General features: G+C 71.6%; 15 protein-coding genes. 5 read left to right on the forward strand and 10 right to left on the reverse strand.

What is annotated here, in order from left to right; translation table 11 throughout:
* Positions 1 to 146: 146 nt before the first annotated feature.
* The 4 genes from narI to ACFW6B_RS02360 form a co-directional block, all read right to left on the reverse strand.
* Positions 147 to 929: a respiratory nitrate reductase subunit gamma gene (narI, locus tag ACFW6B_RS02345; RefSeq protein ID WP_386591422.1), complete on the reverse strand. Its 783-nt coding sequence runs from the start codon at positions 927 to 929 to the stop codon at positions 147 to 149.
* Entirely contained in the window at positions 926 to 1768 is an 843-nt protein-coding gene (narJ, locus tag ACFW6B_RS02350) for a nitrate reductase molybdenum cofactor assembly chaperone (RefSeq protein WP_386591423.1), read from the reverse strand. Before narJ ends, narI begins: the two co-directional genes overlap by 4 nt.
* The gene (narH, locus tag ACFW6B_RS02355; protein WP_386591424.1) at positions 1765 to 3288 is read right to left on the reverse strand and encodes a nitrate reductase subunit beta; all 1524 of its coding nucleotides are present in this window, start codon (positions 3286 to 3288) and stop codon (positions 1765 to 1767) included. Before narH ends, narJ begins: the two co-directional genes overlap by 4 nt.
* A gap of 82 nt (positions 3289 to 3370) precedes the next feature.
* The gene (locus tag ACFW6B_RS02360; protein WP_386591425.1) at positions 3371 to 7066 is read right to left on the reverse strand and encodes a nitrate reductase subunit alpha; all 3696 of its coding nucleotides are present in this window, start codon (positions 7064 to 7066) and stop codon (positions 3371 to 3373) included.
* Between the two features lie 422 nt (positions 7067 to 7488).
* On the opposite strand from ACFW6B_RS02360, the gene ACFW6B_RS02365 reads away from it, so the two are divergent.
* Genes ACFW6B_RS02365 through ACFW6B_RS02380 form a run of 4 tightly spaced genes read left to right on the forward strand, consistent with a single transcriptional unit; the run spans position 7489 to position 12889 of the window.
* Positions 7489 to 8784 carry a TIGR04053 family radical SAM/SPASM domain-containing protein gene (locus tag ACFW6B_RS02365; protein ID WP_386591426.1) on the forward strand — a complete coding sequence of 432 codons (1296 nt, stop codon included), beginning with the start codon at positions 7489 to 7491 and terminating at the stop codon, positions 8782 to 8784.
* Entirely contained in the window at positions 8756 to 11401 is a 2646-nt protein-coding gene (locus ACFW6B_RS02370) for a multicopper oxidase domain-containing protein (protein ID WP_386591427.1), read from the forward strand. The genes ACFW6B_RS02365 and ACFW6B_RS02370 overlap by 29 nt, the downstream gene beginning before the upstream one ends.
* The gene (locus ACFW6B_RS02375) at positions 11401 to 11847 is read left to right on the forward strand and encodes a hypothetical protein (RefSeq protein WP_386591428.1); all 447 of its coding nucleotides are present in this window, start codon (positions 11401 to 11403) and stop codon (positions 11845 to 11847) included. The genes ACFW6B_RS02370 and ACFW6B_RS02375 overlap by 1 nt, the downstream gene beginning before the upstream one ends.
* Before the next feature lie 31 nt (positions 11848 to 11878).
* On the forward strand, positions 11879 to 12889 hold the full coding sequence (locus ACFW6B_RS02380; protein ID WP_386591429.1) for an Acg family FMN-binding oxidoreductase: 1011 nt from the start codon (positions 11879 to 11881) through the stop codon (positions 12887 to 12889).
* A 212-nt stretch (positions 12890 to 13101) separates the two neighbouring features.
* Here the strand turns inward: ACFW6B_RS02380 and ACFW6B_RS02385 are convergent, their stop codons facing one another.
* The 6 genes from ACFW6B_RS02385 to ACFW6B_RS02410 all read right to left on the reverse strand — a co-directional run bounded on the left by ACFW6B_RS02385 (position 13102) and on the right by ACFW6B_RS02410 (position 18910).
* Positions 13102 to 13515, reverse strand: coding sequence for a pyridoxamine 5'-phosphate oxidase family protein (locus ACFW6B_RS02385; RefSeq protein ID WP_386591430.1), 414 nt, complete (start codon positions 13513 to 13515; stop codon positions 13102 to 13104).
* 149 nt (positions 13516 to 13664) lie between these two features.
* A complete protein-coding gene (locus tag ACFW6B_RS02390; protein WP_386591431.1) occupies positions 13665 to 14213 on the reverse strand; it encodes a GNAT family N-acetyltransferase in 549 nt (182 codons plus the stop codon).
* A gap of 27 nt (positions 14214 to 14240) precedes the next feature.
* Positions 14241 to 15638, reverse strand: a complete 1398-nt coding sequence (locus ACFW6B_RS02395) for an FAD-dependent oxidoreductase (protein ID WP_386591432.1) — start codon at positions 15636 to 15638, stop codon at positions 14241 to 14243.
* Positions 15639 to 15762: 124 nt separating this feature from the next.
* Positions 15763 to 17073 (reverse strand): hypothetical protein, encoded by a 1311-nt coding sequence (locus ACFW6B_RS02400; protein ID WP_386591433.1) that lies wholly within the window; start codon positions 17071 to 17073, stop codon positions 15763 to 15765.
* Positions 17074 to 17155: 82 nt separating this feature from the next.
* On the reverse strand, positions 17156 to 18367 hold the full coding sequence (locus tag ACFW6B_RS02405; RefSeq protein WP_386591434.1) for an MAB_1171c family putative transporter: 1212 nt from the start codon (positions 18365 to 18367) through the stop codon (positions 17156 to 17158).
* 3 nt (positions 18368 to 18370) lie between these two features.
* The gene (locus ACFW6B_RS02410; RefSeq protein WP_386591435.1) at positions 18371 to 18910 is read right to left on the reverse strand and encodes a toxin-antitoxin system, toxin component; all 540 of its coding nucleotides are present in this window, start codon (positions 18908 to 18910) and stop codon (positions 18371 to 18373) included.
* Between the two features lie 362 nt (positions 18911 to 19272).
* Here ACFW6B_RS02410 and ACFW6B_RS02415 point away from each other — a divergent pair, with 362 nt between their 5' ends.
* A complete protein-coding gene (locus ACFW6B_RS02415; protein WP_386591436.1) occupies positions 19273 to 20088 on the forward strand; it encodes a DUF427 domain-containing protein in 816 nt (271 codons plus the stop codon).
* Positions 20089 to 20137 lie beyond the last annotated feature (49 nt).

Below are 20137 nucleotides of genomic sequence, written 5' to 3' on the forward strand. Positions count from 1 at the left end.
CCTCCGGCCCCGGGTGTGGGGGGGGGCGCCCCGCGGGGGCGCGCGCGGGGGCCCCACCCCCCCCGCCGCCGCCCGCGGGCGGCCCCCGGGGGGGCCCCCCCCGCCCGCGGCCGGCGCGGCGTCCGCCGAGAGCGCCGGGCCGTGGCTCATCGGGTGCGCCCGGACGGGGAGGTGCGCCGGGTCCTGGCCATGGGCCCGGGGACGGGCGCGGTCGTGGCCCTCCTGCGGTAGACCAGGTACGGCCGGGCGAGGTACCCGATCGGCGCGCTCCACACGTGGACGAGCCGGGTGAACGGCCAGGCGGCGAAGAGGAGGCAGGCCGTCAGGGCGTGCAGCTGGAACAGCAGCGGGGCTCCGGAGATCGCCTCCGGCTGCGGCTGGAGGACGAACAGGCCGCGGAACCACACGGAGATGGTGGCACGGTAGTCGTATCCGGGGCCGAAGACGTTGTGGGCGGCGGTGGCGGTGATGCCCAGCAGCACGGTGGCCGCCAGCAGCGGGAACAGGACCTTGTCACTGCGGTCGGTGCCCAGCCGGATCGGCCGGGTCATGAGGCGGCGGGCACACAGCATGCCGAGCCCCGTGACCATCGCGACGCCCGCCACCGAGCCCGCCCAGACGGCCGTGGTGTGGTAGGCGTGCTCGGAGATGCCCACGGCCTCGGTCCACGAGTCGGGGACGGCGAGCCCCACGACGTGCCCGCCGATCACCATGAACGCCCCGAGGTGGAACAGGGGACTGGCCCAGCGCAGCCAGCGGTGCTCGAAGAGCTGGCTGGTGCGCGAGGTCCAGCCGAACTGGTCCTGCCGGTACCGCCAGACGTGGCCGACCACGAACACCGCGAGGCAGACGTACGGGACGGCGACCCACAGGAGCAGGTCGGCGCCGCTCGCGGGGGCGGCCGCCACGGGGAGGAGCGGGGCGTTCATCGGTGGCCTTCCGTACGGCTCGTCGGGTGGGTCGGTACGTGGGCCGCGCGGTCCGGTTCACGGGACGGCGGCGCGGGCGGCGGGGGCACGAACGTGCCCGGCGGGGCGAACTCCCCCTGGCCGTAGGTCCCGTACGGGTCGAGACCGACGTCCTCGTTCGGCGGGCCCTCGGCGATGAGCCGGGCGACGGCGGCCCGGTCCGCCTCCGTGGGCGGCGGGAGCAGGGTGAGCAGCGCCGACAGCACGTGCCGGTAGGGGGAGTCGGAGTCGGTCAGTGCGCGGTGGATCAGTTCCAGTCCGCGCCGGTGCTGGCGCAGCGGCGCCTCGCCCGCGCCGGTGCCGGTGAGGGCCGCGAACTCCAGCACGACCGGGAGGTGGTCGGGAAGTTCGCCGCCGTCGGTGTCCCAGCCGGCGGCCCTGTAGCGCTGGTTGAGGGTGAGCAGGGCCATGCCGCGGCGGCGGGTGTCGCCGTGCAGGTAGTAGGTGAGGTAGAGGCTGCTCTTGCGGCGCAGGTCGAACATCTCGACGTAGTGGCGCTCCAGGGCGTCCGGTTCCTGTGTGGTGAGCCAGTCGGTGAAGGCGGTGAGGTCCCCGGCGGCGGGGGAGGGCGGCAGCGCCGCGACGGCGGCCGCCAGGACGGGCCGCGCGGTGGTGAGTTCGGCGTCGGGGTACTGGAGGAGGAGCGAGCACAGCCGCATGACCGTCGTGCGGGCCTCGGTCTCCTCCGGCGTCAGCCGCGACGGCCGGCGCACGGCGGCCCGGACGCGGGTGCGGACGAGGGCGGGGATGCTCGCGGACATGGGGTTCGCCCGGACGGAGTCGGGCGCGGCAGGGCTCATGACTGGTCTCCGGTCTTCTTGCGGCGCAGGGTCGGGATCCCGAGCATCACCCGTCCGCCGGTGTCGTCGCCCGGGAGGCCGGACGTCTCGACCGGGCAGCGGTCCTCCATCGCGCTCAGCGCCGCGGCGTCCTCCTTGTGCGCTGCGGGGACGACGTACCGGTCCTGGTACTTGGCGACGGCGAGGAGCCGGTGCAGGTCCTCCGCCTCGCGGGCGGTGAGGCCGACGGACTTGAGCACCGTCTCGTCGCCGTCCTCGCCCAGCGTGCGCTCGCGCATGAAGGAGCGCAGTGCGGTGAGCTTCATGAGCACCCCGGCGACGACGTCCGCGTCGCCGGCGGTGAACAGCTCCGCCAGGTACTCCAGCGGGATGCGCAGCCGGGTGACGGCGGCGAAGACGTGGTCGGGGTCGTCCTGGTTGCCGCCCGCCGCGTCGACCGCGTCGAGGACGGGTGAGAGCGGGGGCACGTACCAGACCATCGGCAGGGTGCGGTACTCCGGGTGCAGCGGCAGGGCCACCTTGTACCGCATGACCAGGTCGTACACCGGGGAGCGGCGGGCGGCGTCCAGCCAGTCCTCGGGGATGCCCGACTCCCGCGCCGCCGCGATGACGTCGGGGTCGTGCGGGTCGAGGAAGACCCCGCGCTGGGCGTCCAGCAGGTCCTTCTCGTCCGGGGTGGCCGCCGCCTCACCGACCCGGTCCGCGTCGTAGAGGAGCAGTCCGAGGTAGCGCAGGCGGCCGACACAGGTCTCGGAGCAGACGGTGGGCTGTCCGGCCTCGATGCGCGGGAAGCAGAAGGTGCACTTCTCGGCCTTGCCGGTGGCGTGGTTGACGTACACCTTCTTGTACGGGCACGCCGTCACGCACATCCGCCAGCCACGGCACTTGTCCTGGTCGACCAGGACGATGCCGTCCTCGACCCGCTTGTACATCGCGCCGGAGGGGCAGGCGGAGACACAGGCGGGGTTGAGGCAGTGCTCGCACAGGCGGGGCAGGTGGAAGAGGAAGGTCTGCTCGAACTCGAACTTCACCTTCTCGGCCCATTCGCCGCTGAGGTTGGGGTCGGCGCCGGCGTTCTCGCCCGCGCCGCCGAGGCCGTCCTCCCAGTTGGCGCCCCAGGTGATGGCGGTGGGTTTGCCGGTGAGGACCGAACGGGGCTGGGCCACCGGGAAGTCCGGGCCCGCCGGGGCGCTGACCAGGTTGTCGTAGTCGTAGGTGACCGGCTCGTAGTAGTCCTCGATGGACGGCAGGTCGGGGTTGGAGAACAGCGACATCAGGCGCTTGACGCGGCCGCCCGAGCGCAGCACCAGCCGGCCGCGCTTGTCGAGCATCCAGCCGCCCTTCCACTGCTCCTGGTCCTCGTAGCGGCGCGGGTAGCCGACTCCGGGCTTGGTCTCGACGTTGTTGAACCAGGCGTACTCGACGCCGGTGCGGTTGGTCCACGTCTGCTTGCAGGTGACCGAACAGGTGTGGCAGCCGATGCACTTGTCGAGGTTCATCACCATGGCCACCTGGGCCATCACCCGTCCGACAGCGGCTTCGCCGCGGGGTCCGACAGCGGCTTTGCCACGGGGTCCGACGGTGACTCCGTCACGGGACATTTCAGTACTCCACATCCTGCGAGCGACGGCGGATGACCGTCACCTCGTCGCGCTGGTTGCCGGTCGGGCCGTAGTAGTTGAAGGCGTAGGTGAACTGGGCGTATCCGCCCGCGAGATGGGTCGGCTTGAGCAGCAGCCTCGTCAGGGAGTTGTGGATGCCGCCGCGCTTGCCGCTGACCTCGGTCTTCGGCACGTTCACGTTGCGGTCCTGGGCGTGGTACATGTACACCGTGCCCTCGGGCATGCGGTGCGTGACCACGGCGCGGGCGGCGACGACGCCGTTGCGGTTGTACGACTCGATCCACTCGTTGTCCTTGACGCCGATCTTCTCCGCGTCGACGGTGGACATCCAGATCGTCGGTCCGCCCCGGGACAGGTCGAGCATGTACTTGTTGTCCTGGTAGTTGGAGTGGATGGACCACTTCGAGTGCGGGGTCAGATAGCGGACCGTGACCTCGGCCCGGCCGTCCTCGTGCAGCTGCTCGTCGCCGTAGTGCTTGGGCGTGTTGAGCGGCGGCCGGTAGACCGGCAGCTGCTCGCCGAGCTCGGCCATCCAGTCGTGCTGGACGAAGAAGTGCTGGCGGCCGGTGAGGGTGTGCCAGGGCTTCTTGTGCTCGGTGTTGATGACGAACGGCGAGTAGCGGCGCCCGCCGGTCTCGCTGCCGGACCACTCGTAGGAGGTGATCACGGAGCGGGGCTGGGTGCGGGTGTCGGCGAAGGTGATGCGCTCCGCCTCGCGTTCGGCGGACAGTTCCACCAGGCCCTCGCTGCCGGTCTGCCGCTCCAGTTCCTTGAAGCCCTCGGTGGCGAGGCGTCCGTTGGTGGTGCCGGACAGGGCGAGGATCGCCTCGCACATCTCGCTCGCGGTGGCGATCGAGGGCCGTCCGGCGGCCACGCCGTCCCGTACGGTGCCGTTGCGGTGCCGCAGGTCCTCCAGCTCCTGGTCGGGGTGGACGGTGACGCCCTTGGTGGTGGTGCCCAGGGTGTCGAGGAGCGGGCCGATGGCGCGCATCTTCTGGCCGATCACGGCGTAGTCCCGCTCGATGACGACCAGCTTCGGCATGGTCTTGCCGGGGACCGGCTCGCACTCGCCGTGCTTCCAGTCCTTCACCGTCCCGCCCGGCTGGGCGAGTTCGTCCGGGGTGTCGTGCAGCAGCGGCACCGCGAGGACGTCGGTGCGGGTGCCCAGGTGCTCGGCGGCCAGTTCGCTGAACCGGTCGGCGATGGTCATGAAGGTGTCGTAGTCGGTGCGGGCCTGCCAGGGCGGGGCGATGGCCGGGGTGAAGGCGTGGACGAAGGGGTGCATGTCCGTGCTGGACAGGTCGTCCTTCTCGTACCAGGTGGCGGCCGGCAGGACCACGTCGGCGAGCAGACCGGTCGAGGTCATCCGGAAGTCCATGCAGACCATCAGGTCGAGCTTGCCCTCGGGGGCCTCCTCCCGCCACACCACGTCCTTCGGGCGCCCCTCGGGCGGGGTCTCCTCGGAGCGGACGGCCGCGTCGGTGCCCAGCAGATGGCGCAGGAAGTACTCGTTGCCCTTGCCGGACGAGCCGAGCAGGTTGGCCCGCCACACGGTCAGCACCCGCGGGAAGTTGGCCGGGTCGTCGGGGTCCTCGGCGGCGAACCGCAGCTGCCCGGACTTCAGTTCGTCCACGATGTGGTCGGAGACCTGCTTGCCGCGCTTCTTCGCCTCGTCAGTGATGTCGAGCGGGTTGCGGTTGAAGCCGGGGTGGCCCGGGCTCCAGCCCAGCCGGATCGCCTGCGCCAGGCAGTCGGCGAAGCCCTTGTCCTTGAACCGGCCCTCACCGAGCGGCGAGGCCAGCTCCTCGGGCCCGAACGCCTCGTAGCGCCACTGGTCGGAGTTCAGGTACCAGTACGAGGTGCCCGCCATGTGCCGGGTGGGCCGCTGCCAGTCGAAGGCGAACGACAGGTGCTGCTGCCCGGTGACCGGGCGGACCTTCTCCTGGCCGACGTAGTGCGCCCAGCCGCCGCCGTTGACGCCCTGGCAGCCGGTCATCGTGGTCAGCGCCAGGAAGGCCCGGTAGATGGTGTCGGAGTGGAACCAGTGGTTGGTGCCGGCGCCCAGCGCGATCATCGAACGGCCGTTGGTGCGCTCGGCGTTGCGGGCGAACTCCCGGGCGATCCGGGCCGCCTGCTCGGCGGGCACCGAGGTGACCGTCTCCTGCCAGGCCGGGGTGTACGGCTCGGAGGCGTCCTCGTACGAGGACGGCCAGCTGCCCGGGAGCCCGGGACGCTCGATGCCGTACTGGGCGAGCATCAGGTCGAAGACGGTGGTGACCAGCCGGCCGCCGATCCGGCGCACCGGCACACCGCGGACCAGGACCGAACCGCCCTCCGTGGCGCCCTCGTCGAAGCGGGGGAGGGCGACCTCGACCGTCTCCTCAGCGCGCTCCAGCAGGCTCATCTCGGGCACCACATCGCCCAGTTCGAGGTTCCAGCGGCCCTGTTCGGACTTCTCCCAGCGGAAACCGAGCGAGCCGTTCGGCACGACCGGTTCACCGGTGGCCGAGTCGAGCAGCACGGTCTTGGACTCGGCGTGCTCGGTCTCCTGCCCGAGGTCGGCGGCGGTCAGGAACCCGTCCGGGACCAGACCGCGGTCGTGCTCGCGCAGCGTCACGAGGAACGGGGCGTCGGTGAACTTCCGCATGTACTCCTGGAAGTACGGCACCTCGCGGTCGACCAGGAACTCGCGCAGGATCACATGACCCATGGCCATCGCCAGCGCGCCGTCGGTGCCGGGGTGCGGGGAGACCCATTCGTCGGCGTGCTTGACGTTGTCGGCGTAGTCGGGGCTGACCGCGACGACCTTGGTGCCGTTGTAGCGGGTCTCGGTCAGGAAGTGCGCGTCGGGCGTACGGGTCACGGGGATGTTGGAACCCCACATGATCAGGTAGCCCGCGTTCCACCAGTCCGCGGCCTCCGGCACGTCGGTCTGGTCGCCGAAGACCTGCGGCGAGGCGATCGGCAGGTCCGCGTACCAGTCGTAGAACGACAGCAGGGTGCCGCCGATCAGCGAGTGGTACCGCGCGCCGGCCGCGAAGGAGGCCATCGACATCGCCGGGATGGGCGAGAAGCCGGCCACCCGGTCGGGGCCGTACTTCTTCACCGTGTGCACCTGGGCGGCGGCGACCAGCTCGCTCACCTCGTCCCAGTTCGCGCGCACCAGACCGCCCTTGCCGCGCGCCCGCTTGTAGGCGCGCGCCTTCGCCGGGTCGCCGGTGATCTCGGCCCAGGCCGCCACCGGGTCGCCCAGCCGCTTGCGGGCCTCACGCCACATCTTCAGCAGCGTGCCGCGCACATACGGGTAGCGGACCCGGCTGGGCGAGTAGGTGTACCAGGAGAACGACGCACCACGCGGACAGCCGCGCGGCTCGTACTCGGGGCAGTCCGTGCCGATCGACGGATAGTCGGTGGCCTGGTGCTCCCAGGTGATGATGCCGTCCTTGACGTACACCATCCACGAGCAGGAACCGGTGCAGTTGACTCCGTGCGTGGACCGTACGACCTTGTCGTGGGCCCACCGGTCGCGGTAGAAGCCCTCCCACTTCGGGTCACCCTCGCCGAACACGGCACGGCCGTCGGCCGACACCTCGCGACGGTTGAGCAGCCGCCGGGCGGCCAGCGGCCAGTCCTCACCGAGCGACGCCCGCGGTCGTACGTTCTGATCTTTCTCCATGGCTGTGACGCTAAACGCCGCTGATCACGGAGTACCTGGTCCGGCGGTCCCTGGCGGACCGCCTTCCGGCCCCCTCCTGACGGCCGGAATGGGGCCGAACGGCCCCTGTTCCGGACCCGGTCGGCCGGAGGGCCGGGTGCGGCCGCGGTTGCATGCTGGCCTCGGCCGAACGGTTCGAGAGGACCGCTCGGTCACACCGATGCAGAAGACCCCGGCCGCCGCGCCGACCACGGCCACCGCCGGTGGAACCCGACGGCGGCCGATCCGGAGGATCCCGTGCACGACCCCAGCAGCTCCCGTCGAGGCCGAACCCGCCGCTGCTCACGGTGGGAGCCGTGCGCGCCCCGGCCCGGCCGGTGTCCGGCCGCCCGCCCTGACTCCCGGGCGGCCGGACACCGTCGTGCGACGGGAAGGGACGAGCGGTGAGCGCCGTCACGCACGCCATCCGCCGCCAGCGGCACGACGCCGGGGAGCGGCCGTTCATCGTCATCTGGGAATCCACCCGGGCCTGTCCGCTGGCCTGTCTGCACTGCCGGGCCGAGGCCGTGCCCGACCGCGACCCGCGCGAACTGGACACCGCCGCAGCCCAGGACCTGCTGCGCCAGGTGGCCGCCTTCGGGCACCCCGCCCCCCTGTTCGTGATCACCGGCGGAGACCCGTTCCAGCGCCCCGACCTGACCGACCTCATCGCCTACGGCAGGGAAGCCGGAGTGCGGGTCGCCGTGTCCCCCTCCGGCACCCCGACGCTCACGGAGGAACGGCTGCGCGCCGTGCACGCCGCGGGCGCCTCCGGGCTCTCCCTCAGCCTGGACGGCTCCACCGCCGAACTCCACGACACCTTCCGCGGGGTCCCCGGAGTGTTCCGCTGGACCCTGGACGCCTGGGACACGGCCCGCGCCCTCGGCATGAAGGTGCAGATCAACACCACGGTCGCCCGGCACAACCTGCACGACCTCCCCGACATCGTCCGCCTGGTCGCCGAACACGGGGCGATGCTGTGGAGCGCCTTCTTCCTCGTGCCCACCGGCCGGGGCCGCAGCCTCGGCGTCCTGACGCCCGCCGAGGTCGAGGACGTGCTCAACTTCGTGTACGACGTGGGCCTGACCGTCCCCGCCAAGACCACCGAGGCCCACCACTTCCGCCGGGTCACGCTCCAGCGGCGGATCCTCGCGGACAAGGGCGACGACCACGTCGCGGCCCTCGGACTCGGCCCGCTGTACCGGGAGTTGCGTGACCGGGCCGCCGGCCTGGGGCTCGACACCGCGGTGCGCCGGGTACGGCGTCCGCCGCTCGACGTCAACGCGGGGCGCGGTTTCGTCTTCGTCTCGCACACCGGATCCGTCCACCCCAGCGGGTTCCTGCCGCTCGGCGCCGGCAACGTGCGCGAGCGGCCGCTGACGGAGATCTACCGCTCCTCCGACCTGTTCACCGGTCTGCGGGACGCCGACCGGCTGGGCGGCCGGTGCGGTGCCTGCGAGTTCCGCCGGGTCTGCGGCGGCTCCCGCTCGCGCGCCTACGGCGTCACCGGCGACCCCTACGCCGAGGAGCCGTGGTGCGGCTACGTCCCCGGATCCTTCCCCCACCAGCGGGAACTGGCCTCCCTGCTGGCCGGCGGCCCGCCCTCGCAGCCGACTGCGCAGCCGTCCGTCCCTCCCCGTCCGACCGCCGCCCCGGGCGGCAAGGAGCACCGTGAGCACCGTGCACAGCAAGAGCGATGACCCGCCGGAGGAGGCCACCCGCCCGCGCAGCAGGTTCAAGGAGTCCGGACAGCGCGGCCGTCACCTGGCCGCCCACGCGCTGGTGGCGGCCTGGGCGGTGCTCGCCCTGCTGGCGGCGAGCGAACGGCAGACGCTGCCGGTGGCCCGCTGGCTCGCCGTCCACCTGTTCCTGCTGGGGGCGGTGACGACGGCGATCGTGGTGTGGAGCGAGCACTTCGCGGTCGCGATGCTCCACGCCCGGCTGCCCGACCGGCGCTGGAGCGACGCCCGGCTGGCCGGCGTCAACACTGGCGTCGCGGGCGTCCTCGGCGGGGTGTGGGCGGACCTGCCCGCACTGACCGGCGCGGGATGCGCGCTGCTCGTCACCGCCGTCACCGCGCACCTGGTGGTGCTGGTCCGCATGGGGCGCGGAGCGCTCGCCGGACGGCTCGCCCCGCTCGCCGACTACTACCGGGCCGCCGCCGTGGCACTGCTCGTGGGCGCGGTCCTGGGCTGGCTGCTGGCCACCGGCCGAGCCGGAGCGGGACACTACACCGGGCTGAGGCTGGCCCATGTTCACGTCACCCTCCTCGGCTGGATCGGGCTTCCCGTGCTGGGCACGCTGTTCATGCTCTGGCCCACCGTGCTGGGCGTCCGCATGGCCGAGCGCACCACGCGGCTGGCCCGCCGTGTGCTCGCGCTGACCGGCGGCGGTCTGCTCGTCGCGGTCGCCGGACTGGCACTCGGTCTGCGCCCCGCCGCCGCGGCCGGCATGGCCCTGTACGCGGCGGGGGTCGCCGTCGCCGGGCACCTGCTCGCCGGCACGGTGCGCGACAAGCCGGTGATCTCCGCGGCCGCCGCGTGGATGCTGGCCGCGGCCACGGTCTGGCTGGCCGTCGGCGTGGCCGTGGACCTCGGGCTCCTGGTCGCGAGGCCGCTCACCGCGGTACGGGACGACATCGGGTCCCTGGTCCCGGTGCTGCTCGTCGGGATGGTCGCCCAGGTCCTCGTCGGGGCCCTGACCTACCTCCTCCCCATCGTCCTCTCGGCCGGCCCGAAGGAGCGGGCCGCCCTGCGGGGGGTCCTGGAGTGGTACTGGCCGCTGCGGCTCGCGGCCCTCAACCTCGGCGTCGCCCTCCTGGCGCTGCCGCTGCCCCGTCCGGCCGCCACCGCGGGCGCGCTGCTCGCCGCCGCGGCCGGAGCCGCGTTCCTCGCCCTGACGGTGACCGTGCTCGTCCGCGGCGGTCGCGCCGTCCTGCGGGAGACCGGGAGAACCGGCGGGGCGGGGCGTCCCGTGCTGTGGGGTACCGCCGCGGGCGCGGTGGTGACCGTACTGGCCGTGCTGGCCGCGAACAGCGGCGGCGGCACGGGGACCTCGGACGTCGCCGCCGGAGCGGCGGGCGGGGGCTCGGGAGCCACCCGCACCGTCGCCGTCTCCCTGGGCGACATGCGGGTCCGCCCGGCCCGGATCGAGGTCGCCGCGGGAACCCGCCTGCGCCTGGAGGTCACCAACACCGACTCCCAGCGGCACGACCTCAAGGTGGACGACGGCCCCGCCACCCCGATGCTCGCCGAGGGGGACAGCAGGACGCTCGACCTCGGACCGGTCACCGCGGACCGCACGGCCTGGTGCACCCTGCCGGGCCACCGGGCGGCCGGAATGACCCTGGACGTCGTCGTGCAGAAGAACGGCACCGCGACGGCCGAAACCGGACACACGGGACACACGACGGCCGGACACGGGAGCGGGACGTCCGGCGCCGCGGGCCTGGACCTGTCCGCCCCCTTCTCGGCCGGCTGGCGGCCGCGCACCGCGGACCTGGCCCCTGTCCAGGGCGGCACGGTCCACAAGACCGAACTGCACGCCCGCCACGCCGAGATCGAGGTGGCCCCCGGCGTCAAGCAGCAGATGTGGACGTTCGGCGGCACCGCGCCCGGCCCCACCCTGCACGGCAAGGTCGGCGACGTCTTCGAGATCACCCTCGTCAACGACGACACCGGCATGGGCCACGGCATCGACTTCCACGCCGGATCCCTCGCCCCCGACCGGGCCATGCGCACGATCCAGTCCGGCGAGCGCCTGGTCTACCGCTTCCGTGCCGAGCGCGCCGGGGCCTGGCTGTACCACTGCAGCACCACGCCGATGCTCCAGCACATGGGCAACGGCATGTACGGCGCCGTCGTCATCGACCCGCCCGGACTCGCGAAGGCCGACCACGAATACGTCCTGGTCTCCTCCGAGCTCTACCTCGGTGCACCGGGCAGCACCGCCCAGGTGACGAAGATGCGCGAGAACACCCCGGACGCCTGGGTGTTCAACGGCATCGCGAACCAGTACAGCCAGCGGCCCCTGAAGGTGAAGGCCGGTGAGCGGGCCCGCTTCTGGGTGGTCGCGGCCGGACCGTCCGACGGCATCGCCTTCCACGTCGTCGGCACCGTCTTCGACACCGTGTACAAGGAGGGCGCCCACCTGCTCAAGCCCAAGGACGCGGGCGGCGCACAGGTGCTGGACCTGGCCCCGGCGCAGGGCGGTTTCGTCGAGACGGTGTTCCCCGAGGCCGGGCACTACGCCTTCGTCGACCACGACATGCGCCACGCCGAGGCCGGCGCCCACGGCATGGTGGAGGTGAGCGACTGATGGACACCGTCACCTGGTGGTCCCTCGTACGCTTCGCGCACGTGACGGGCGCCGTCCTGTGGGTCGGCGGCCAGCTGGCGCTGTCCCTGGTGGTCCTGCCGCTGGCCCGCCGTCTGCTCGAACCGGAGGCCAAGGACCGGTTCACGTCGGCGGCGGGACGCCGGTTCGGGATGCTCACCGGGGCCGTCTTCCTGCCGGTGCAGCTGGCCACGGGCTGGGCCATGGCCTGGCACCGGGGCGTCACCTGGGCCTCACTCGCCGAACCGGGCTACGGACGCACCCTGGCGGCCAAACTCGCCCTGTTCGCCGTGGTGATGGCCGCCGCCGCCGGCCATGGCATCGCACAGGCCAAGGGCCGCCCGGACCTGGCCCGTTCACTGGCGGTCGTCTCCCTCTGCGGCTCCCTGGGCGTCGTACTGCTCGCCACGGCCCTGCCCTCCACCTGACCCGACCGTTCCACCGTGCGAAGGAGTCTCCATGCAGACCCGGAAAGTCGACGCCGCAACGGTCCGCGCACTGCTGGCCGCGGCGGTGGCGGCGCCATCGATACACAACACCCAGCCCTGGCGGTTCGGCCTGGACCCGGACACCGGCGTGATCCAGGTCCGCCTCGACCGGGCACGACGGCTGCCCGAGGCCGATCCCCGGCTGCGTGCCCAGCACCTGTCGGTGGGCGCGGCCGTCCTCAACCTCCGGGTGGCCGCCGAGCACCTCGGCTGGGACCCGGTCGTCATGCTCTGCCCCGTCCCGCACGACCCGGACCTGCTGGCCACCGTACGGCTCACCAGGCCGGACGAGACCGCGCGGCTGCCCCTGCGCGACCTGTACGAGGAGGTCGAGCGGCGCCACACGAGCAGGATGCCCTTCACCGGCCGCCCCGTGCCGGAACGGATCGCGTACGAGATGGCCGGCGCGGCCCGGGCCGAGGGCGCGCACCTGGAGGTGCCGGACATCATCGGGACCCGGCACCTGCTGCGCCTGACCCAGGCGGCCGAGGCCCGCAACGCCGCCGACCCGGCCCGGGTGGACGAGGAGCGCTCCTGGGTCACCGTGCCGGGCGCCGACGGGGCGTACGGCATCCCGGTCACGGCCCTGGGCGCGCGGGACGCTTCCGGCCGGATGCCGGTGCGGGACTTCACCGGCGGGCTGCCCGTGCCGCGGCTGCCGGCCCTGCGTTTCGAGCGCCACGCCCAGGTGGGCCTGCTGTGGACCGCGTACGACTGGCGGGAGGACTGGCTGAGGGCGGGGCAGGCGCTGGAGCGGGTCCTGCTCACGGCGACCCGGCACGGGGTGCGCACGTCGGTGCTGCACCAGGCGATGGAATGGCCGGACCTGAGGGCGGCGATGGCCGGCGCGAAACGGCGCTGCGGGCCGCAGGTGCTGATCCGCTTCGGCTACGGCACCGACGGCGGCCGCACACCCCGCGCCGGCGTGGAACCCGTACCGGGTCCGGAGGCGGGGCCCGGGGAGCGCGGACCGGGGGAATGAGAGCCGGTCGGCAAGGAGACGGCGTGGACGGGACCCGGTCGGCGGGGAGGCCGACCGGGCGGGGTCCCGACGGCGGTGAAACGGGGCCGGAGACGGCGTGTCCGGGAACCGGCCGACGGGATCCCGGCGGCCTGGGGAGCCCCGTCGGCGGGACCCGCGCCGGGGCACCGCGTCAGACGGGTCCCCGTCGGGTCGGACGGGTCCCCGCCGCGTCAGGCGGGTCCCTTGAGCTCCCGGCCGGTGACCATCTCCGACTCGATCCGTACGAACACCGCGTTCCGCAGCGGCATCCAGGAGGTCGGGCCGCCCTGAGACAGCCGTTCGTGCTCCGCGCGGTCGGTCACGACGGTGGCCCGCCCGGTGACGACCACACTCCAGCCGGACCGCGTCTCCGCGTCGAACTCGTCCGCCTCGAAGGCGACCACGACGCGGTCGATCGCGCGGACGAGGTCGGAGCCCGACGAGGTGCACAACAGGACGGAGTCGTCCGTGTCCAGACAGAAGTTGACCGGGAGGACCGCGGGCAGGGCCTGCCGGGTGTACACCACGCGGCCGACCGGGACCTTCGCCAGGAGGCGGAAGCACTCCTGCCGGTCGAGTTCGTGAAACGTGTCTTCCTGGGACATCCATCAATCCTCTCCTCCCGCGCCGGGACCGAGTAGGGCCGGTCGGCCCTACTGAGGGGGAGCCGAAAGGCACGTTCCCGCACCGGAAGGACGGCCGGGACAGGGCACGTGACCAGCGCCCTGCGTCCCGTCGACCGTCCCGGCGCCCGTCAGCCGGGTTCGCCCACCGGCACGGGTTCGCTCACCGGCACGGGCTCGCTCACCGGCACGGGCTCGCTCACCGGCACGGGTTCGCTCACCGGCACGGGTTCGCTCACCGGCACGGGCTCGCGCACCATGAACACGTCCACCGGATCCTCGGACTCGGTGGTGAACCCGTACCGCTCGTACAGCCGCCGGGCCGGGCTGCCCCGCAGTACGTTCAACCGGACCGGGACACCGGCGCGGTCGCACCGCTCCAGCAGCTCGCCCAGCACGCCCGAGCCGATGCCGCGCCCCTGGAGGCGGGGCGCCAGGTAGAAGTGCTCGAACCACCGGCAGTCCTCCGCCGGCCGCAGGGCCACCGCCCCGGCGAACGCGCCACCGACCTCGATCACCCACGTGTGGCCCGGGTCGAACGCGTCCCGCAGACGCTGGCGCACACGGTGCGGGTCGTAACGTCCGAGCCGCTCCAGATCCGCCCGCATCACGACGGCCCGCAACTCGGCCACCGCCTCGACGTCCCGGACCGACGCAGGCCGAAGCTCCCAGTCACCCATGATGATCACACTAACGCGCGGGGTTGGTCAGAGACCCGCGGCTTTTCGTTCGTTCTCCGTCAACGGGGGACCGTCCAGCAGAGGTTCTTTCCGGCCGAGGAAGACACGAAAGAGCATGTCGGGCGCGAGGAGCCGGGCCGGTGGCCGCTCCATGCTCATGACGTCCAGGAGCACCCGCAAGGCGTGGGGGTTGCGTGCCCCGGCGTCGACGGCGCGGTCGATGAACGTCGCAGCGGCCCGTTCCAGTCTGCTGGGCGTCTTGTCCGTGGCGCCCGGGTAGAGGGCGTCCTGGCCCACGGCCAGGTCCCAGGCCTGCCCCACGGGGCGTGCAGCGCGACGCTGGATACGCCTGGCCGTTTCCGGGGAGCCGATGTCATGCCTCGCGAGCACCTTCTTGAGCGCGAGGACGCCCTGTGCGGCAGCCGTCAGACCATGTCCGTAAACGGGGTTGTATCCGGCGATGGCGTCCCCCAGGACGGTGAAGCCGGCCGGCCAGCTGGGCAACTTCTCGAAGTACCGGCGTTTGTTGGCCGTGCTGCGGGTGGTGACGACGTCGGTGAGCGGTTCCGCCTTGGCGAGGAGATCTCCGATGACGGGGTGGGGAAGAGAGCGGGCGAAGGGCACGAACTCGGCGTTGTCGCGGCTGGGTTGGCCTCCTCTGCTGCCGGAGAGGGTTACGAGCCACTGACCCTCCTCGATGGGGAGGATGATGCCGCCCCTGCCCGGTGGCCGCGTGGGGTCCGCCTGCACGTTGACGATGGGGAAATCCTCGCCGGTGGAGGCGGGAGCCCGGTAGATCCGGCTCGCATAGCCCACGCCGGCGTCGACCACCTTCTCCTGCACCGGCGGCAGACCGAGGCCGGTCAGCCAGACCGGTGCACGGCTGGCGCGTCCGGTGGCATCTATGACCAGGTCGGCCAAGAGGGTCTGTACTCCCTCCGCGTCGCGTACGCGTACCCCGGTCACGTGGTCGGCGTTGCCTTCGAGAGCGAGGAGTTCGGTCCGCTCGCGTACGGTCACGCGGTGCCGCTGGAGGACTTGGGCGCGGATCGTCGAGTCGAGCAGGTCACGGCTGCCCGCGAGGTTGACGTGGTGGGCGTTCTCGAACCGTCTGAACCACTGTCCGGAGGGCGCCTTGCTGACCATGCCCGACATGATCGGCACGCGGCGGGCACCGCGTGTCACGAGCTGATCCGTGATGCCGGGCAGAAGGTCCTCCAAGGCTCGCACCCCGCCTGACCACAGCAGGTGGGCATGGCGGGCCTGAGGCAGTCCTTTGCGTGGGGCAGGCAGTCGGGGCAGGGCATCGGACTCGATGACCGTGACGTCCGCGTGGTCGGAGAGTACGGCTGCCGCGAGCATGCCGGTCATACCTCCTCCGATCACGAGAGCGGCAGGCTGACGGCCAGACGTTCTCTCGGGCATTGGCGGAAGCACCCTTTCTGGCGGCCGTCCGGCCGTGAAGGCTCCTGACAGGCGATTACTTTCAGAGGCACCGGAGTTCGAACTGCGGTAGGACAACGTACCTTCGCGTCCAAGGACGTTGGGATCACTCGTGGGGCACGTCCTGCAGGGCCGCGCGCCGACGGGCTGCCGCGACGATGGGTGAGGTCTCGATGGCCCGGGCGAGCTTGACCCTCGTGTGGGGTCTCTCCATTGTTTCGAGCAGACGCACCTCGGACGTGCGGCAGCTGTGGTGACGAGCCGTCACGCGGATGCGGGCCGCGGCCAGCATGGCGGCGTCCGCCACCACCCTCGCGTCCTCCAGTACCGACTGGTGCGTGCCGGTGACCTGATGAGGGCCCGGGGCGGCGGAACGAGGTGAGAGCAGCGGTTGCCGCGTGCGGATCCTCGTCCACCAGTCGAGCATCCTCGGCACAGGGCCGGAGTCTGCTGGGGGGACCGACTGGCGAAGTGCCTCGGAGTAGGCGGCGTCACGGATCTCCATGTCCAGGTAGGGCCCGCAGGCCAGCACGCCGTCCAGGATCGTGATCTCCTGCTGGGTCAGGCGCACCACGGGAGAGGTCCACCAGCGGAACTCGGCCGTCACGGAACCGCGAAGCCCGCGCAGTTCCGCCCAGAGCGGTTTCTGGAGCCGGTAACGGTTCCAGGCGCGTACGTTGTCCACGACAGGAGGGCCGAGGCGGGGCAGCGCGAAGCCGGTGGCGACAAGGACGCCGGCGATCGCGACCAGCGGCGGCGACACGTCGGTGCTGAGATAGTCCCAGTCACGTCCGGTCCAGCGGGCCGCCATGGAGGTGTACTTCATCGCTTGGTAGGACAGGTCGAAGCAACTGCCGATGACGATCAGGGTCAGACCGGTGTGCGTGATCCCGGTGACCACCCGGAGCCAGCCGAGACACATGCCCGTCAGAATGATGGTGGCGAGGGTGTGGAACGCCAGATACAGCAGGATCATTTCGCGCATGTACGGCGTATTGGCGTAGTAGGTGTCCAGGTCCCGTGTCCGCTCGACGGGCGCGTCGGCCAGTGCGAAGAGCACCACGATCCCGATGATCACCAACGTGTAGAGGGCCACGACCAGGAGCATCCGCCGCTTGAGTCCCGGGAGGGGCCCGCCCCGCCACGCGATCATCAGGACGAGGTAGGAGGCGCTCAGCGCAGACATGCCGCAGTACACCAGCGGTCCGGAGAAGTTGGATATCCCTGTGAAGGCGTTGACCGCGGTGATCGTCGGGGGTGCGGACAGCACGCAGACGGCGGAGCCGATCAGCAGGATCGCGGTGCTGGGCATGACCGCGGGGTCCCGCCACGTCGCCCTCGACGAGGGGACTTTGATCGCGACGGCGATCAGCAGGATCGCACCGGGGACGTAGAACACCAAGTCGCTGCCGTTCATCGCTCACGGCCCTTCCGGACAGGGCACAGGTGCAGGCTCGTGGCGGACTGGCCGGGCCCCGGAGCCGGGATGGCGGATGGGCTCATGTGGGTGATTTCTCGCCATCCTCGACGTGTTCGACCGCAGGACGGGACGACACGGCCGAATCCGTGCGGACCGCGGCCGCGACGGGTGAGCTGTGCAGGGCGCGAGACACCCCCACGAGAGCGGCGCGCGCGGTCGGGACAGCGGAGTCTCCGGGAACACGCGGTGTACGGGTGCGGCCCTGGCGCGTCGCCTGCGAGGCTGCGCGGATCATCGCTGCCTGACCGATGAGAACGGCTTCCGGAACGGTACTGCCAGCGGCTTCGGCGGCCGACTGCGCGCGTGCGCGGACGTCGTCGTCGAGCTGCGGACGTACGAGGCTCAGCCCGTCCTGGATGCCTGCCTCGCGTCGGGTCAGGTGGACCTGGGGCGAGGCGTACCAGCGGATGGGCGCGGCCAGGGACGTGCCGGGGCTGGCTTCGCTGAGTTCGCTCCACAACGGCCCGAGTCGTATGTAGGCGGCGAGAGTCCGGCCGGTGGTGACCGCCCAGGGACCTACCAGAGGCAGCAGGAATCCGACGATGGCGAAAGGAGCGGCCATGGCGGAGAAGAGGGGTGAAAGGGTGGTGCTGAGCACGTCCCAGTCCCGCCCGCTCCTGTGAGCGGCCACCGCGGTCAGCTTGAGGCTGCTGAAGGAGAGATTCAGCAGCCAGCCGACACACAGGATCCACAGGCCGGCGCGCAGCCAGCCGTGGACCTGAAGAGCCCAGCGCCAGCACATCATGGTGGTGACGAGGGCGGCGGTCATGTGCGCCAGCAGGTACAACATGATCATCTCGCCGATGTACGGCGCTGACGCGTAGTACGTGTCGAAGTCGGTGCGGCGCTCCACCGGAGCGTCACCCAGGCCGAACAGAACGACCAGGGCGGCGATGACCAGTGTGTATCCAAGGAGCCAGTATCTCGAGACCCGCCGTACGTGCTCGGGCGAGCCACCGCGCCAGTGAACGATCAGCAGCAGGCAGGAGGCGCTGAACCCGCTGATGATGATGTACACCAGCAGAGACGAGGCGTTCGGGATCCCGCTGATGTCGTTCACCGCGGCGATCGTCGGGGGCGCTGCGAAGAAGAATCCCGCGCCTCCCACGGCGATGACGACGCAGACCGACCGGACGAGCGGGTCACGCCAGGCTCTCCGCAGATCCGGAAGTTTCACGGCGAAGCAGGTCCACAGAGCGGCGGCAGGTATGTAGTAGTCGAAGGAGTCCACGAGTCAGACCTGTCGGCGACGGTTTCCCAGTGACGCATTGATGCGTCCGGCGATGTCACTGTGCCCCGTCGGCACACTGCCGGGTTCGCTCTCCAGCCAGACGCGGAACCGTGTGGTCGCCAGCAGGCCGAACATCTCGGCGGCCCTTTCCTCGCTGTGCTTGAACTCGGTGCGCGCGGCCACCCTGCGCACGGTTTCGTCCAGCTCGGGCAGATCCGGTCGGGTGGCCAGCATCCGGGTGGCCAGGGACTGGCCGACAGTGTGATTGCCGCACGCACCGTCGAGCAGGTGCCAGACCTCGTGGAAGAAGATGGCCAGTTGATGGAGCGGGGTCGCTCGCTCGTCGATCACGATGACGTCGAGGTCGGGCAGATCGAGCCAGAGACCACTGGCCGTCCGGTGCGGGAACTCCTTCCGGAGAACGAGGAGTTCCCGTCCCGTCTTCGCGCCGACCACGCGGATCAAGGCGTCGAACAGAGCGTCCGGCTCCGCGGGGACCGGCAGTCCGACACCGGCGACCAGCTCGTCGACGAGACGACGCATGACCCTTACCTTGCGCACTGTTCTCCCCAGGAAGTGCGAGAAGCCTGCGGCTTCGTGTCAGCGTTCTTCGCTCTGTGCAGGACGGTGCCGATCCAGGACGGCGGCGTGGTCAGCCTCCGTACGCAATATGCCAAACCCGGGCTTGGCGTGCACGGAGAACCATCCGAAGGCGACATCGCGGTGGGCTATATGATGCTGAACAAGTCGGATAAAAGCAGACCTGTGAGCGCCGGGCCGGATGACTGGATACGGTCGTCGCCTGTGCGGCCCGAGCGGCCCCGCCGGGACGGCTCGCGGGGGTGAGGACGACCGTGGCCGTCTTGCCCGAGTCACCGCCCGGGCGATCCGAAGGAGAACCGGACATGACCACATTCCCCACCGCGCGAGCCGTCCGGACCACCCCGGAGGGGCTTCTGTGGGAACCCGGCGAGCGCTGGGTGCGCGGCCGGCGCGGCGAGGTGACCGTCGTGGACAGCAGGCACCCCGTCCTCGTGTGGGAGCCGGAGGTACCGGTGCCGCTGTACGCCTTCCCGCGCGAGGACGTCCGCGAGGACCTGCTCCGGCCCGCGAGGAACCCCGCGACGGGGACGCACACCGGCTCGCGGATCTTCTACGACCTCGATCTCGACGGCGAGCTCATGGAGAACGCGGCCTGGACGTTCCCCGCCGCCGACCTGGCCGGACACATCGCCTTCGAGTGGTACAGCCGCGTCGGCCGGGGCCTGGACCGCTGGTACGAGGAGGAGGAAGAGATCTTCGTCCACCCGCGCGACCCGCACAAACGGGTGGACGCCATGGCGAGCAGCCGTCATGTGCGGGTCGAGATCGACGGCACCCTCGTCGCCGACACCGTCCGCCCGGTCCTGCTCTTCGAGACGGGGCTGCCGACGCGGTTCTACATCCCGCGCGAGGACGTCCGCACGGAACTCTTCGTCCCCACCGCCCACCACACCGGCTGCCCCTACAAGGGCACGGCCGACTACTGGTCGTGGCGGCGCGGAGCCGCCGTCCCGGCGAACGTCCTCTGGAGCTACCCGGATCCGCTGCCCGCGGTGGGCACGGTCAAGGACCTCATGGCCTTCTACAACGAGGCGGTCGACATCACCGTGGACGGCGAACGCCTGGAGCGCCCCGTCACCCCGTTCACCCGGGCGCTCTCGGAGCAGACCCGGAAGTGACGCGGACGGCCCGGCCGGTTTGTGGGAACCAGAACCATGCCGGGACGGC

The sequence above is a fragment of the Streptomyces sp. NPDC058751 genome, assembly GCF_042746485.1.
Classification (GTDB): domain Bacteria; phylum Actinomycetota; class Actinomycetes; order Streptomycetales; family Streptomycetaceae; genus Streptomyces.